The organism is Streptomyces venetus (genome assembly GCF_039540295.1).
GTDB classification, from domain to species: Bacteria; Actinomycetota; Actinomycetes; order Streptomycetales; family Streptomycetaceae; genus Streptomyces; species Streptomyces venetus.
The window spans coordinates 226,798-240,930 of record NZ_BAABET010000010.1; the positions used below are offsets into that span (position 1 = coordinate 226,798).

Below are 14,133 nucleotides of genomic sequence, written 5' to 3' on the forward strand. Positions count from 1 at the left end.
CCCCCTGTCACCATGGGTGATGCCTCTCGCCTCCCGGGGCCTGGCAGTGTAGGAATGGCACATGGTCCGACTCTTGGGTCGATCCGGGACTCGATCGCCCCTGCGGCCCGGCGCTGCGCCGTCCTCTCGGCAGCGGCGGGAGGCGGGCCCGTCGCGGTGGAATCCGATGGCGGGGTTGCGGCCGGCGCTGGGGGGACGAAGCGTCGCCGGACAGGTGTTCCTGCTCGTCGTGGTGATCGTGCTGCTGCTGGTGGTGGCGGCCGTGGTGGCGCTGGTCCTCCAGGTGCGCCACGACACGACGAAGGAGGCCCGCAACCGCTCACTCGCCGTCGCGGAGACCTTCGCCAACGCTCCGGGCACCATCGCGGCACTGGAGAGCCCCGACCCCACGGCCGTGCTCCAGCCGCGCGCCGAGGCCGCCCGTGAGCAGTCGAAGGTCGACTTCATCGTCGTCATGAACACCGACGGGATCCGCTACACCCATCCCAAGCCGGACCGCATCGGGAAGAAGTTCGTCGGGACGCTGGCGCCCGCCCTCGCCGGGAGGACGGTGATCGAGCAGGTCGAAGGCACCATCGGCCCCCTCGTGCAGGCCGTGGTGCCGGTGAGGGCCCCGGACGGCCGGGTCGTCGGGCTGGTGTCGGCGGGGATCACGACGAAGAACGTCGGCGGCACCGCCGACCGTCAGTTGCCACTCGTGCTGTCCGCCGCCGCGGTGGCGCTCGCCCTGGCGACGGCGGGCGCCGCGCTGGTGAGCAGGCGGCTGCTGCGCCAGACCCACGGGCTCGGGCCGCACGAGATGACCCGCATGTACGAGCACCACGACGCGGTGCTGCACGCCGTACGCGAGGGCGTGCTCATCGTCGACGACGAGGGCACGCTGCTGCTCGCCAACGACGAGGCGCACCGCCTGCTCGGGCTGCCGGCCGACGCCGAGGGCCGGCACGTCCTCAGTCTGGGACTCGACCCGGGCACCGCCGACCTGCTGGCCTCCGGGCGCGTCGCCACCGACGAGGTGCATCTCGTCGGGGACCGGCTGCTGGCCGTCAACCAGCGCACCACGGACCGTGCGGGTGTTCCGCCCGGCAGCGTCGCCACCCTGCGTGACTCGACGGAGCTGCGTGCCCTGTCCGGCCGGGCCGAGACGGCGCGGGAACGGCTCAACATGCTGTACGACGCCGGGGTGGGTATCGGGACGAGCCTGGACGTGACCCGTACCGCCGAGGAGCTGACCGAGCTGGCCGTGCCGCGGTTCGCCGACTTCGCCACCGTGGACCTGTTCGACGCGGTGCTGAGCGGCGGGCAGCCCGACGCGGCGGCCGCGCTCAGCCGGACGGCGCTGAGCGGGATCCGCAAGGACGCGCCCCTCTATCCCGTCGGCGAGCGGATCAGGTTCGTCGACTCGTCCCCGCAGGGCCACAGCCTCAGCACCGGACGTCCGGTGCTGGAGCCCCGGCTGGGCGAGGCACCCGGCTGGCAGGCACAGGACCTCGAGCGCTCCGCGCAGATCGTGGAGTACGGCATCCACTCCCTGATCACCGTGCCGCTGCGGGCCGGCGCCCTGGTGCTGGGCGTGGTCAGCTTCTGGCGCTCCGAGAAGCCGGAGCCCTTCGACCCGGACGAGCTGGCCCTGGCGGAGGAACTGGTCGCGCGGGCCGCCGTCTCCATCGACAACGCGCGCCGCTACACCCGTGAACACAGCATGGCGGTGACGCTCCAGCGCAGTCTGCTGCCCCGGAACCTGCCGGAGCAGGACGCGCTGGAGATCGCCTACCGCTATCTGCCGGCCCAGGCCGGGGTGGGCGGCGACTGGTTCGACGTGCTCCCCCTGTCCGGGGCCCGGGTCGCGCTGGTGGTCGGGGACGTCGTCGGCCACGGGCTGTACGCCGCGGCCACCATGGGGCGGCTGCGCACCGCCGTGCACAACTTCTCCTCCCTCGACCTCCCGCCCGACGAGCTGATCAGCCTGCTGGACGAGCTGGTCAGCCGTATCGACCAGGACGAGACGGAGGAGGAGGGCAGCGCCCCGGTCACCGGCGCGACCTGCTTGTACGCCGTCTACGACCCGGTCTCCCGGCGCTGCACCGTCGCCCGGGCCGGGCATCCCCCGCCGGCCCTGGTCCGGCCCGACGGCAGCGTGGAGTTCCCGGACGTGCCGGCCGGCCCCCCGCTCGGACTCGGAGGTCTGCCGTTCGAGACGGCGGAGCTGGAGCTGGCCGAGGGCAGCCGGCTCGTCCTCTACACCGACGGGCTGGTCGAGGATCGTGAGCGGGACATCGACGTCGGTCTGGAGATGCTGGGCGAGGCGCTGGGCCGGGCCGGCGAGTCCCCCGAGGAGACCTGCCAGGTCGTGCTGGACTCGCAGCTCACGGCCCGCTCCAGCGACGACATCGCCCTGATCGTCGCGCGCACGCGGGCGCTCACCGCCGACCGGGTCGCCGAGTGGCCGGTGCCGGCCGACCCGGCGGCCGTGGGCGAGGTGCGGGCGGCGGTCACCCGGCAGCTGGCCGAGTGGGGGCTGGACGAGCTGACGTTCACCACCGAGCTGATCCTGAGCGAGCTGGTGACCAACGCGCTCCGGTACGGCGGCGGCCCCATCCACGTACGGGTGATGCGGGACCGCAACCTGATCTGCGAGGTGTTCGACAGCAGCAGCACCTCGCCGCACCTGCGGTACGCGACGATGACGGACGAGGGCGGGCGGGGTCTGTTCCTCGTCGCGCAGCTCGCCGAGCGCTGGGGCACGCGTTACCTGCCGGCGGGCAAGGTGATCTGGGCGGAGCAGCCGTTGCCGTGAGCGGCCGTCGGTCCGTGCGGCACCTCTGAGGCGGCGGCTCGCAGGACCGGCGTGCGGTGTGCGGCGTCGCCCGTAGCGCCGATAAGGCCGTCTGTGACCGGTCATAAAGTCGCCTTATGAGCTCATAGACCGGACCCGCGTACCAACTTAGGCATGCCTCAGTTTAGGCTTCACAGCGAGATCGCTTGTCGCCGCTCGAAGGGAACCTGACCATGCCCCGCCCCCTGCGGGTAGCCATCGTCGGATCCGGCCCCGCCGGGATCTACGCCGCCGACGCCCTGCTCAAGTCCGAGGTGGCCGCCGAACCCGGTGTGTCCATCGACATCTTCGAGCGCATGCCGGCGCCGTTCGGCCTGATCCGCTACGGCGTCGCCCCCGACCACCCGCGGATCAAGGGCATCATCACCGCCCTGCACCAGGTCCTCGACAAACCGCAGATCCGGCTCTTCGGCAACGTGGACTACGGCACCGACATCAGCCTGGACGATCTCCGTGCGTTCTACGACGGCGTGATCTTCGCCACCGGCGCGACGGCCGACCGGGCGATGTCCGTCCCGGGCATCGACCTCGACGGCTCGTACGGCGCCGCGGACTTCGTGTCCTGGTACGACGGCCACCCGGACGTGCCGCGCACCTGGCCGCTGGAGGCGGAGAAGGTCGCCGTGCTCGGCGTCGGGAACGTCGCGCTCGACATCGCGCGCGTCCTGGCCAAGACGGCGGACGAACTGCTGCCGACGGAGATCCCGCCGAACGTCTACGAGGGTCTGAAGGCCAACCGGGCCAAGGAGATCCACGTGTTCGGCCGACGGGGCCCGGCGCAGGCGAAGTTCAGCCCGATGGAGCTGCGGGAGCTGGACCACTCCCCCAACATCGAGGTCATCGTCGACCCCGAGGACATCGACTACGACGAGGGCTCGATCGCCACCCGGCGCGGTAACAAGCAGGCCGACATGGTCGCCAAGACTCTGGAGAACTGGGCGATCCGCGACGTCGGCGACCGGCCCCACAAGCTCTTCCTGCACTTCTTCGAGTCGCCGGTCGAGGTCCTCGGCGAGGACGGGAAGGTCGTCGGCCTGCGCACCGAGCGCACGGAGCTGGACGGCACCGGCAACGTCAAGGGCACCGGCACCTTCAAGACCTGGGACGTCAGCGCGGTCTACCGGGCGGTCGGCTACCTGTCGGACAAACTCCCCAAGCTGCCCTGGGACATCGACTCGGGCACCGTCCCCGACCAGGGCGGCCGGGTCATGCAGGAGACCGGCGAGCACCTGCGGTCCACGTACGTCACCGGCTGGATCCGGCGCGGCCCCGTGGGCCTGATCGGGCACACCAAGGGTGACGCGAACGAGACGGTGTCCAACCTGCTGGACGACTACGCGAACGGCCGGCTGCACACGCCCGCCTCCCCCGCCCTCGACGCCGTGGACTCGTTCCTCGCCGAGCGGAACATCCGCTTCACCACCTGGCAGGGCTGGTACGAGCTGGATGCCGCGGAGAAGGCGCTGGGCGAGCCGGAGGGTCGCGAGCGCGTGAAGATCGTCGAGCGTGAGGACATGCTGCGGGCGAGCGGCGCCTGACGCCTCACACCTCGGGGCGGGTTCGGTGGCATTGTCACCGAACCCGCCCTTCTGCGTACTTGAAACGTGTACGATCCGGATGCTTCACCGAACCATCACATCGCCTTCACCAGAAGGCCATGCAGGGGGGGACGAACGTCCATGCGTATACGCCTTGTCGCCACCACGGCCGCCGCTGCCGGAGCCCTGACCGCCTTGACGGCGGTTCCGGCCCAGGCCGCCGAGTACGACTCCGCACTGAAGATCCGGGGTGTCCAGTACGACGCTCCCGGCCGCGACTCCAACCGCTGCTCGACGGGGAACACCGACGACGAGTACCTGACGATCAAGAACTACTCGCGGTCGACGACGGTGAACCTCAAGGGGTACGTCGTCAGGGACGCGGCGGGGAACAGGTTCACCTTCACCGCGAGCCACACCCTCCAGCCGGGTGACTACGTGAAGCTGCGCGGTGGCAACGGGACCGACTCCGACGCCGGGAACGTCGTGTACCGCGACAACTGCAACTTCATGTGGAACAACGACAAGGACACGATCTACGTGTACAAGCCGTCCGGCAGCCGTGCCGACGTGCATTCGTACACGAGGAGCGGCTCCGACGGGGACGGCAACGGGTACATCACGTACCACGGCTGACCCTTTGCCGAAACGGCAAAGGGTTGGTGTGCGTCGCGGCGGGCGCTGGATGATCGGTGGACCGAGAGCCCCTTGCTGGACCGCGGGAGGATCCATGCCGCAGACGTCCGCCGTCGACCACACGCACCGCCTCGTGCCTTCACCGGCCGGTCGCATCCACCTCGTCGAGCAGGGTGACGGGCCGCTGGTGCTGCTGCTGCACGGATTCCCCGAGTCCTGGTACGCGTGGCGTCACCAGCTTCCGGCGCTGGCCGCCGCCGGTTACCGCGCGGTGGCCGTCGACGTACGCGGCTACGGCCGTTCGTCCCGGCCCGCGGCGGTGGACGCCTACCGGATGCTCGAACTGGTGGCGGACAACGTCGCCGTGGTGGAGGCGCTGGGCGAGCGGTCCGCGGTGGTCGTCGGGCACGACTGGGGTGCGACGATCGCCGCGACCTCCGCGCTGGTCCGGCCCGAGGTGTTCCGCGCGGTGGGGCTGCTGAGCGTGCCGTACACGCCGCCCGGCGGCCCCAGGCCCAGTGAGGTCTTCGCGCGGATGGGCGGCGAGGAGGAGTTCTACGTCTCCTACTTCCAGCGGCCGGGCCGGGCCGAGGCGGAGATCGAACCCGATGTGCGCGGCTGGCTGGCGGGCTTCTACGCCGCCCTGTCCGCCGGCACCAGCCCCGAAGCCGACCCGCACTTCGTGGCACGGGGAGGGCGGTTGCGCGACCGGTTCCCCGCCGGCCGTCTGCCGCACTGGCTGAGCGAGGCCGACCTGGACGTCTTCGCCGGAGAGTTCGAACGGACGGGGATGACAGGTGCCCTGAACCGGTACCGGAACATGGACCGGGACTGGCAGGACCTGGCGGCCTTCGCCGGAGCCCCCGTCACCCAGCCGTCACTGTTCCTGGGCGGCGGTCTGGACGCGTCCCTGACCTGGCTGGCCGACGCGATCGAGGCATATCCGACCACGCTGCCCGGACTGCTGGGCTCCCACATCCTCGACGGCTGCGGGCACTTCGCGCAGCAGGAGCGCCCCGACGAGACCAACCGGCTCCTGATCGACTGGCTCCGCGCCCTCGACCGCTGAGTCAGCGACCGGGCAGCCAGCGGTCCAGATAGGCCCACAGGCCGGTCAGGTCGGTGCCCCGTGCCGCGTAACCCACATAACCGTCGGGTCGTACGAGGGCGTGGGCGGTGCCCGGCCAAGGGCTGTCCGCTCCCAGGTGGTGGACGCTCACCAGGCCGTGGGTGAGCGGGGCCCGTGTCCAGTGGTGCGCGGGGCCGGTGAGCAGGAGGTGGTAGCCCGGTGCGGAGGTTCGCCGTTGCAGTCCGGCCGGCTGGTCGGGGAGGCGGTCCCCTGCTCGTGGTCCCGCCGCCGGCCGGTGCGGTCCGGTACGGGAGGCGGGACTTCGGCGGTAGTGGATGCCGAGTTCGGAGACCGTGCGGAAGAGCCGCGCGCGGAGGCCGGGGGCGCGCAGGAGCAGGGGCGCGAACCGGGGTGCCAGGTGGTTGCGGGCCAGGCGCAGGGCCGGGTGGTTGTTCGTGCCGACCGTGAACGCCCGGTCGGTGAGGCGCCGAACACCGTGACCGACGGGAGCCCGCTCCGCCTCGTACGTCTCCAGCAGTTCCTCCGGCGCCGCGCCACGGCAGACGTGGGCGAGTTTCCAGCCGAGGTTCAGCGCGTCCTGGATGCCGGTGTTCATGCCCTGGCCCCCGGCCGGGCTGTGGATGTGCGCCGCGTCGCCGGCCAGGAAGAACGGGCCCTTCCGGTAGTGGGTGGCGCCGCGGTTGTGGAGCCGGAAGGAGGTCATCCAGACCGGGTCGCGCAGGGTCAGCCCGTCGGTCGTCCAGTTGTCGGCGAGCCGCTGAAACAGTGTCAGTGTCACCTTCTCGGCCGGAGCGCCCGGCGGGTGCATCGCGATCATCCGCCAGGTGGCCGGGGTGCCGAGCGGGAAGAAGAACAGCAGTCCGTCCGCGGTCATGAAGGTGTGCGCGGCTCCCGGCTCCAGCCCGTCGACCTCGAGATCGGCCAGCAGGAAGGTCTGCGGGTAGGAGTACCCCTGGAAGCCGATGCCGGCCTGGGCGCGCACGGTGCTGTGGGCTCCGTCGCAGCCGACGACGTAGCGGGCCCGTACGGATTCCTCGCCACCGTCCCCGTGTCGCAGCCGGCAGGTGACGAGTGCGTCCCGCGGCTCGGCGCTCAGCAGCTCCGTGCCTCGCTCCACCCTCACGTCCCCCTCGGCCAGACGCTCCGTCAGGACCGCCTCCGTCTCCGACTGCGGGAGGAAGAGGAGAAAGGGGTACGGCGAGTCGTCGCAGCCGACGTCGAACACCGGTACGCGCAGCAGCCGTCCGCGCAGATGCAGCTGGAGCCGGACCGCCGTGCTGCCCCGGTCGACCAGGTCGGCGGTCACGCCCGGGCCGGCCAGCATCTCCAGGGTCCGGGGCTGGATGGCCGGGGCGCGTGACTCCCGCGCCCGGTCCAGCGATCGGTCGACGATGCGGAACCCAGTGCCGTAGGCGCGCAGTTGGGTCGCGAGGGCGAGTCCGGTGGGGCCCGCGCCGACGATCAGGACGTCCAGGGGTGCCGTCATGACATCCACCGTAGACGCGGCCGTACGGCGTGCCGGGGCCCTCCGCGACGTGTCCGCGGCGGAGGGCTCCCGTCCGGTGGTGCGGGTTCAGACCTCCAGGTCGGCCTCGATCCGGCGGAGCTGGTGGCGGGCCATCGCCAGGTTGGACCGGCTCCCGTCGAGCACGAGGTAGAGGAACAGCCCGCTGCCGCCGCGTCCCTTCAGCAGCCGGATGAGGTGGTACTGGGAGTTCAGGGTGATCAGGATGTCCTCGATCTCCTCCTTCAGGCCGAGGAGCTCCATGGTGCGCAGCTTGGCCCGCACGACGTCGGTGTTGCCCGCCGCGGCGACTTCGAGGTTGAAGTCCTTGGTGCCGCCGAGGGTGCCGAGGGCCATGCCGCTGGTGTAGTCGACGAGTGCCGCGGCCGTCGCTCCGTCGATGGAGCTCAGGCATTCCTTGAGTGCGGTCTCCGTGTTCGCCATGGGTCGGTTCCTTTCGTTCGGTGTTCTTCGGTCGGTCCGGAGGTTCGGGTGGTTCAGGTGCCGGTCTGCGGGCGCGGCTGATGGGTGGGCCGCTGCGGGGTGCGTACCGGGAGGGTGCCGATGGGGCGGGCCGTGGCCGGGGGCGCCGTGGCGCGGTGTTCGGCGGGTTCGGGCGCGGCCCGGTCGGCGTGGCGGCCGGTGCCGGGGCCGACGCGCGTGGCCACCAGGTCCGCGATGCGGCCGCCGCTGCGCCGGCCCTCCAGGTGCAGGCGGCCGACGTTGACGCGGTCTTCGGCGAGGAGGGTGAGGACGGCGGTCGTGCCGGCCGCGTACGTGGCGACGTAGCCCCGGGCGCCACGCACCAGCAGTTCGCGGAAGTCGCCGCGGCCGGCTGTGTCGGTGAGGCGGTAGGCGACGCCGAGGGCGGCGGCGGTGAGGGCCGCGAGTCCCTCGGGTTCCGTCTCCGGTACGTCGTGGGCGAGGACGAGTCCGTCGACGGTGGCCGCCAGGGAGCCCGTGAGCCGCGGTACGCGGGTGCGGAGCCGACGCAGTTCGTCCAGGACGTCGGTCTCGACGGCCATGAGCAGTCTCCTTTCGGCACGCTGTCGTCGCGCGCGGATCACAGTGCCTCCAAGGCGTGCAGGAGCCGTCGCAGCAGTGCGGTGTCGGGCTCGTCCGGTGCCGCCGGACGAGGGGCGGGGCCCGGCTCGGTGGACGCGGTGGCGGGGGCGGTGGCTGGGGCGGGGGCTACGGGGACGACCAGCCCGGCGGCGGCCAGGCGGCGGAGTTCGACCAGGGTGTGGAAGGTGCGGCAGGCGAGGGCACCGGCGATCTGGGCGGCGGTGCGGACGCCGTCGACCTGGGCGAGGGTGCGGCCGCGTCGGGCCGGCAGGTCCACGGTGTCCCGCCGCACCCGGGCGAGCGGGGCGAGGTCGATGGCGGGCTCGGGCCATATGCGGTGCAGCAGTTCGCGACGGCGTCTCGACTCGCGCAGGACGGTGTCCACCGGTACGGAACGGACCGCGCCGAGCCAGTGCGTGACTCCGGGGCGGAAGCGGAGCGCCGGTCCGTCGTGGGCGAGGACGAAGTACGCCGCGTCGAACAGGGCGCCCAGGTGGCACAGTTCCAGCGCGCCGGTGGTGAGTTGGCCGCTGTCCACCAGTTGCCGCCCGACGCGGCAGCCGCGTCCGGCCTGGTCGATCGCCTGCCACCAGCCGTCCGCGGCGAGCGCGCCGCTGTGGGTGAGCAGGTCGCCGAGGTCTGCTGTGACGGCGGACTCGACGTGGACGACGTGTCCCGCGGAGAGGTAGAAGATCCCCCACTCGGTGGACAGGGCGCCGCTCGCACCCTCCGCGGCGAGGGTTCCGAGCAGGGCCGAGGCCGGTTCGTCCGTGCGTGGGGTCAGGGCCGACGCGATCATCCGAGCACCAGTCTGTCCGCCATCTCGGCCAGCCGGATGCGGGCCAGGGCGAGGTTGCCCTCACCGCGGTCGAGCCATAAGTGCAGGAACACCGTGCTGTCGAACGTCGTGGCGACGAACCTGAGCAGGTGGTACGAGTCGGCGTTCGTGATGATCAGGTCCTGTACGGGTGGTTCCTTGCCGGACGGACCTCCGGGGTCGTCGCCGGCCGGGGCGAGCGCGCCGCTCTCCGTGGCGAGGCGGGCGAGCTCGGCGGTCTCGGCGGCCGTGGCCTCCGCGTCTCCACCCGGTGCGTCGCCCACCGCGCCCAGGGCCAGACCGCTGATCCAGTCGACCACCGACGCCCCTCGCGCACCAGGCAGCCGCATGGCTTCCAGCAGACTCTCGTCGATTCCGGGCACGCCGGATCCCCTCCCCCTGCACGGCCGTTCCCGCGAACGTGAGCACGACACTACGGAATGTGCTCGGCGCAGGTGAGCGCTTTGGCATTTTCCAAAGGAATGTGCAGTGGAGTGAACAGAGGGGCATGTGGGATCGATCCGAAGCGAGCAGGAGTCGTCGCGCCGCGCTCCGGGACTCTCAATCACCGTCGTGACCTGGGCTCCAGCGAGCCGAAGCCTGCATCCCGCGCTCCGCAGCGGGGCGCATGCTGGGGCGACTTCCGCAGGGTGCCTCAGGGCTCATGCTGACCACTCGCGGCTCAGCTCCAGCTCTGCGAGGTCCTGGGCCACTCGCTGTACGGCACCGGGCGGCCGGTGAACGCGTCCAGGACCAAGCGCTCGCCGACCGGCCGGTCCAGCTCGACCGACACCTTTTCGCCGCGCATTTCACTGCTGCAGTTACCGTCCTCGGAGCCGGCCGCGGATGCGGACAGCACCACGCTGCCGCTCGTCTCGAGCACCCCCACGGTGGGGCCGTCGTCGCAGGAACCGTGGGTGGCCACCACAGTGATGGACCGGCTGTCCTTCGACACCTCGGTGAGGCCACCGAGTGGCGCCAGCACGTCGGTGGGTACTTCTTCCTGCCCGAGCGGCTTGATCGGTGGCGCGGGGGGCTTGGACGGGCTGACCGCGGCCCGTTTGAGGGGACCGGCGTAGCCTTCCACGGTGAACAGCCAGGCCGGGACGGTCGCCGGTCCGCGAGTGGTGACCACGGTCATTTCGCCGAGCCGCGCTCCGGTCACTGTCAGGCGGGGTCCGGGGCTGCTGTCACGGTCCAGGGTCTTGTAGGCCTTCTCGGCCTCCATCAGTGGTGTCGTGAGCGAGCTTCCGCTTTTCCACCTCACGTGTCCGCTCTTGTGCGGGGCGGACGGGAGCTTCCCGCGCAGGTCGAAGTTCCCGGTCTCATAGGCGCGCCTGTCTGCTGCGCTCCGGAGGCCGTTCTCGGGCGGCTGAACGACTGCCTCCATGGGGTAGTAGCCCTCGTGCCACGCCTCGGCTGCCTTGGAACCGGCCCAGGCATCGGCTACCTGGCGGGCGCGAGCCCCCGGCTGAGGCGCCGGCTCGGTGCTGCGGGCCTCTGCGTCACCGTGGTGGGCCTCCGTGGTGCCGCACCCTGCGGCGGCTCCAGCTCCGACGGTGCACATGGCAAGCACGGTGAGAAGGCGGATGGTGCGCCTGATGTGGGTATGCATGGGTCTCCCCGGGGCTGGTCGGTGACCGACAGAGGTTGGGTGACGGACGAGTGGGGGCCGTTCCCTCCCTGTGACGCGCCGCCCCCGGCCCGGGTTCGGTCCCGTCCTCGTCCGCCCGAACCCGTTCAGATCAGCGGACCTTCAGGTCCTGCTTGTTGAGGGCAGGCTCCCGGCCCGTATCTCAGCAGGGCGGCGCCGCCTGCCCGGAACGAAGACCTTCGCCGTGTGGCCTGTGAGCGAGCGCCTCGCTGTGGGTGGGGGATTCAGCTGGTCAGGTGGGTGACCACCGAGCGCATCGCCTGGTGCATGGCCGGGAGCGTTTCCTCTGGTGCGTCGAGGGTTTCGAACCCGTGGTGGCCGTTGGGGACATCGACCAGTTCGAGGCGCGCGGCACAGTCGCTGCTCGCGGTGACGAACGCATCGACGGTTGCGGCGATCTCGGGTGTCTCTCGCCCGGCGCGAAGGAGGACGATGGGCAGGGCCCCCGCCTGCTCGACCGCCCTGGCGGGATGGAAGCGGCTGCCGGCCATCCCCCAGGCGGGAAGCGGAGCCAGAATGGGGTAGGAGGCGGCCAGGCAGCGCAGCCAGGTGGGGGGCTGTGTCAGCCAGTCCGTGGTGAGCAGGCCGCTGCCGGAGAAGAACCACAGGGCGATCCGCTCGGCGTCCACCCGGGCGTCGGCCCGCACCAGTTCCACTCCGGCGGCGATGTCCGCGGCGGCACGTTCGTAGTCCGCGATGTCGTGGAGGCGGTGGTCGAGGGTCGCGCCGACCATGCCGCTGGCGGCGGCGAAGCGGGCGTATCCCACCAGGGCCAGCCACTCACGCGGGCTCGGCCTCGCTCCGGCGGGCACCGGTCCGCCGTGCACGAAGACCACAGCCGGTGCTGGGACCTCGACGTCGGGGACGTACAGATCAACATGACTTCGGCGCTCGCGAGGCAGCTCGGGGACGTCCAAGGGGAACGGGCGCAGGTGGGCAGGCGTCTGCGCATCGTCGCCGGCCGGCCGCAGGCGGTGCCCCTCACCGTCCGCGGCCCGGAGCAGGACGTCCGCCAGTGCGGCGGGGCAGGACAGCATCGGCCAGTGCCCGGTGGGAAGCTCGAAGAAGGTGACCTGGGGTGCGGTCAGAACGGCCAGCGCCGGGTCGCCGAAGTCGACGAGCCTCTGCACCAAGTCGATAGTGGCGCCGTTTCGCGCGCACAGCACGCCGGTGACGGGAACCGCGGCCACCGCTCCGGTCAGCCGCAGCGGCTGCAGCAGGGTGCCCAGCGGCTGAGGCGCTGCCAGGGCGGTCAGCCGCTCCAGGGCCGCCTCGCCGAGGTCGGCGGTGCTGCCCCAGCGCTCCCACTCGTCGTGGGCCGGTGGTGCCAGCACGCCCTCGCGCTCGCCGGCCTCGGCGCGTTCGGCCAACTGCGCGCGCAGTGCCTGGTCCGGCACGGCGGCCAGGGCCGGGACACCGTTCTGCGGCATCCCGCAGTCCAGGTACACGACGCGTGCGATGCGCTCCGCCCGCCGATCAGCGGCGCCGAGCACGGGGTGGATCCCGTAGTCGTGACCGACGAGCACGATCTGTCGCCCGGACGTCACGTCCACCGCGTCGATCGCCGCGATCACGTCCTCGATGTGCGTCTCCAGACCGACGTGCGCCGACACGGCGGGCCGGGCCGGGTCGATGCCCGTCAGCGCGACCGCGTGCACCGCATGGCCCGCCGCGACCAGCCGCGCGGCCGTCTCCTGCCATACATGAGCCCCGGTGAACGTCCCCGCCACCATGATGAACACCTGCACAAAGCCCTCCCCGGACTCGTCACGTGGCGCCGCGCCGTTCGCGTACGCCAACGTCCGCGGACACGGCGTCTGCCTGGCCCGCGCACCGGTACCGTAGAAATTCCCCTTAAGGGAGGTTCAACTGTCCACGTCACACGAGCCGTTGTGGAGCATTGGGGAGCTCGCCGAGCGCGCCGGTGCCACCGTGAAGACCGTCCGCTTCTACTCCGACCACGGCCTGCTCCCCGAAGCCGCCCGCAGCAGTGGCGGACACCGCCGCTACGGCCCCCAGGCACTGACCCGGTTGCAGCTGATCCGCTCCCTGCGCACCCTTGACCTGCCCCTGCCCGAGATACGCCGCATCCTCGAGGACGAAGACGCGACCGGCCCCGCACTGGAGAACGCCCTCGATATCCGTCTGCGTGAGCTCGGCAGTGAGTTGAAGGCCCTGCGCTGGCGGGAAGCGGCACTTGAACTGGTGCGGGACTGCCCGCCGGCTCAGCGCGCCGGTCGGCTGAGGCTGCTCAGCGCGCTCGACACCCCACCGAGCACCGCACCACTGGCCAGGTTCTGGCGCACCTGGCTGCCACCGCGGATGCCACGCCCGGCAACCTCGGCATTCCTGGAGGCGGCCGTCCCCCAGCCGCCCGACGAACCGCACCCGTCCCAGGTACTCGCCTTCGCCCGGCTGCACGCCATGATGACGGCTCCCTGCACGGACGGCAGGCCGCCCCAACCGGATGTGCACCGAGTCGCAGGGGCCCGCGGTGCCGCCCTTCTGTACGCGGGCCTCCTCGAAGCATTCGAACTCGCGGCGCCGCACCTGCGCCGGGCACACGACCCGCATCCCGGCGAGGCTCTGGACGCCTACGTCGCGGCCTACGCGAGCGCTTACGGCAGCCGTGACACCCACGAGTTCCGCCGCTCGCTGGCCACCCGTCTGTCGGCCGAGCCGCGCCTGGACCCGTACTGGGAACTCGCCGCCGTCGTCCTGACCCCGCCGGGCAGCCGCCCGCAGCCGACCCCGGGCTCCACGGACAACTGGCTGCGCACGGCACTGCAGTTCGACAACGCCAGAGCGGCTTGAGCCCGGATATTGCATCCGAGAGTCACGGAAAAGCGAACAACGAGTAACAGAAACCACGTTTTCCCCGCAATTTCCCCATGGCATGGAGAGAGTGTGTGCGCGGCCAGTCGGCCGCAACGCACACCACACCCACTCCCCCGGACAGCCTGTCCCGTTGCACCGCCGTGGCCGACGGAATC

At 71.6% G+C, this 14,133-nt stretch carries 12 protein-coding genes; 5 read left to right on the forward strand and 7 right to left on the reverse strand.

Annotation, left to right across the window (positions count from 1 at the left end):
• Positions 1-166 precede the first annotated feature (166 nt).
• The 4 genes from ABEA82_RS30275 to ABEA82_RS30290 all read left to right on the forward strand — a co-directional run bounded on the left by ABEA82_RS30275 (position 167) and on the right by ABEA82_RS30290 (position 6,079).
• A complete protein-coding gene (locus tag ABEA82_RS30275) occupies positions 167-2,797 on the forward strand; it encodes a SpoIIE family protein phosphatase (protein ID WP_425588568.1) in 2,631 nt (876 codons plus the stop codon).
• A gap of 212 nt (positions 2,798-3,009) precedes the next feature.
• Entirely contained in the window at positions 3,010-4,374 is a 1,365-nt protein-coding gene (locus tag ABEA82_RS30280) for an FAD-dependent oxidoreductase (protein ID WP_345664888.1), read from the forward strand.
• A 141-nt stretch (positions 4,375-4,515) separates the two neighbouring features.
• Positions 4,516-5,010 (forward strand): lamin tail domain-containing protein, encoded by a 495-nt coding sequence (locus tag ABEA82_RS30285; RefSeq protein ID WP_345664889.1) that lies wholly within the window; start codon positions 4,516-4,518, stop codon positions 5,008-5,010.
• 94 nt (positions 5,011-5,104) lie between these two features.
• A complete protein-coding gene (locus ABEA82_RS30290) occupies positions 5,105-6,079 on the forward strand; it encodes an alpha/beta fold hydrolase (RefSeq protein ID WP_345664891.1) in 975 nt (324 codons plus the stop codon).
• Position 6,080: 1 nt separating this feature from the next.
• Here the strand turns inward: ABEA82_RS30290 and ABEA82_RS30295 are convergent, their stop codons facing one another.
• The 7 genes from ABEA82_RS30295 to ABEA82_RS30325 form a co-directional block, all read right to left on the reverse strand.
• The gene (locus ABEA82_RS30295) at positions 6,081-7,586 is read right to left on the reverse strand and encodes an FAD-dependent monooxygenase (protein WP_345664893.1); all 1,506 of its coding nucleotides are present in this window, start codon (positions 7,584-7,586) and stop codon (positions 6,081-6,083) included.
• Positions 7,587-7,673: 87 nt separating this feature from the next.
• Complete coding sequence (locus tag ABEA82_RS30300) at positions 7,674-8,048, reverse strand: roadblock/LC7 domain-containing protein (RefSeq protein WP_345664894.1); 375 nt, start codon at positions 8,046-8,048, stop codon at positions 7,674-7,676.
• Between the two features lie 53 nt (positions 8,049-8,101).
• Positions 8,102-8,629 carry a roadblock/LC7 domain-containing protein gene (locus ABEA82_RS30305; RefSeq protein WP_345664895.1) on the reverse strand — a complete coding sequence of 176 codons (528 nt, stop codon included), beginning with the start codon at positions 8,627-8,629 and terminating at the stop codon, positions 8,102-8,104.
• A 38-nt stretch (positions 8,630-8,667) separates the two neighbouring features.
• A complete protein-coding gene (locus ABEA82_RS30310) occupies positions 8,668-9,468 on the reverse strand; it encodes a hypothetical protein (RefSeq protein WP_345664896.1) in 801 nt (266 codons plus the stop codon).
• Positions 9,465-9,869 (reverse strand): hypothetical protein, encoded by a 405-nt coding sequence (locus tag ABEA82_RS30315; protein WP_003995056.1) that lies wholly within the window; start codon positions 9,867-9,869, stop codon positions 9,465-9,467. Before ABEA82_RS30315 ends, ABEA82_RS30310 begins: the two co-directional genes overlap by 4 nt.
• 299 nt (positions 9,870-10,168) lie before the next feature.
• The gene (locus tag ABEA82_RS30320) at positions 10,169-10,714 is read right to left on the reverse strand and encodes a hypothetical protein (protein ID WP_345664897.1); all 546 of its coding nucleotides are present in this window, start codon (positions 10,712-10,714) and stop codon (positions 10,169-10,171) included.
• 650 nt (positions 10,715-11,364) lie between these two features.
• Entirely contained in the window at positions 11,365-12,888 is a 1,524-nt protein-coding gene (locus tag ABEA82_RS30325; RefSeq protein ID WP_345664898.1) for an alpha/beta hydrolase, read from the reverse strand.
• Between the two features lie 121 nt (positions 12,889-13,009).
• On the opposite strand from ABEA82_RS30325, the gene ABEA82_RS30330 reads away from it, so the two are divergent.
• Positions 13,010-13,954 carry a helix-turn-helix domain-containing protein gene (locus ABEA82_RS30330; RefSeq protein ID WP_345664995.1) on the forward strand — a complete coding sequence of 315 codons (945 nt, stop codon included), beginning with the start codon at positions 13,010-13,012 and terminating at the stop codon, positions 13,952-13,954.
• The last annotated feature ends 179 nt before the right edge of the window (positions 13,955-14,133 follow it).

Bases quoted from the DNA above. Each gene is read 5' to 3' on its own strand.
- ABEA82_RS30275 (WP_425588568.1), top strand. From the start codon at position 167: ATGGCGGGGTTGCGGCCGGCGCTGGGGGGACGAAGCGTCGCCGGACAG.
- ABEA82_RS30280 (WP_345664888.1), top strand. From the start codon at position 3,010: ATGCCCCGCCCCCTGCGGGTAGCCATCGTCGGATCCGGCCCCGCCGGG.
- ABEA82_RS30285 (WP_345664889.1), top strand. From the start codon at position 4,516: ATGCGTATACGCCTTGTCGCCACCACGGCCGCCGCTGCCGGAGCCCTG.
- ABEA82_RS30290 (WP_345664891.1), top strand. From the start codon at position 5,105: ATGCCGCAGACGTCCGCCGTCGACCACACGCACCGCCTCGTGCCTTCA.
- ABEA82_RS30295 (WP_345664893.1), bottom strand. From the start codon at position 7,586: ATGACGGCACCCCTGGACGTCCTGATCGTCGGCGCGGGCCCCACCGGA.
- ABEA82_RS30300 (WP_345664894.1), bottom strand. From the start codon at position 8,048: ATGGCGAACACGGAGACCGCACTCAAGGAATGCCTGAGCTCCATCGAC.
- ABEA82_RS30305 (WP_345664895.1), bottom strand. From the start codon at position 8,629: ATGGCCGTCGAGACCGACGTCCTGGACGAACTGCGTCGGCTCCGCACC.
- ABEA82_RS30310 (WP_345664896.1), bottom strand. From the start codon at position 9,468: ATGATCGCGTCGGCCCTGACCCCACGCACGGACGAACCGGCCTCGGCC.
- ABEA82_RS30320 (WP_345664897.1), bottom strand. From the start codon at position 10,714: ATGGAGGCCGAGAAGGCCTACAAGACCCTGGACCGTGACAGCAGCCCC.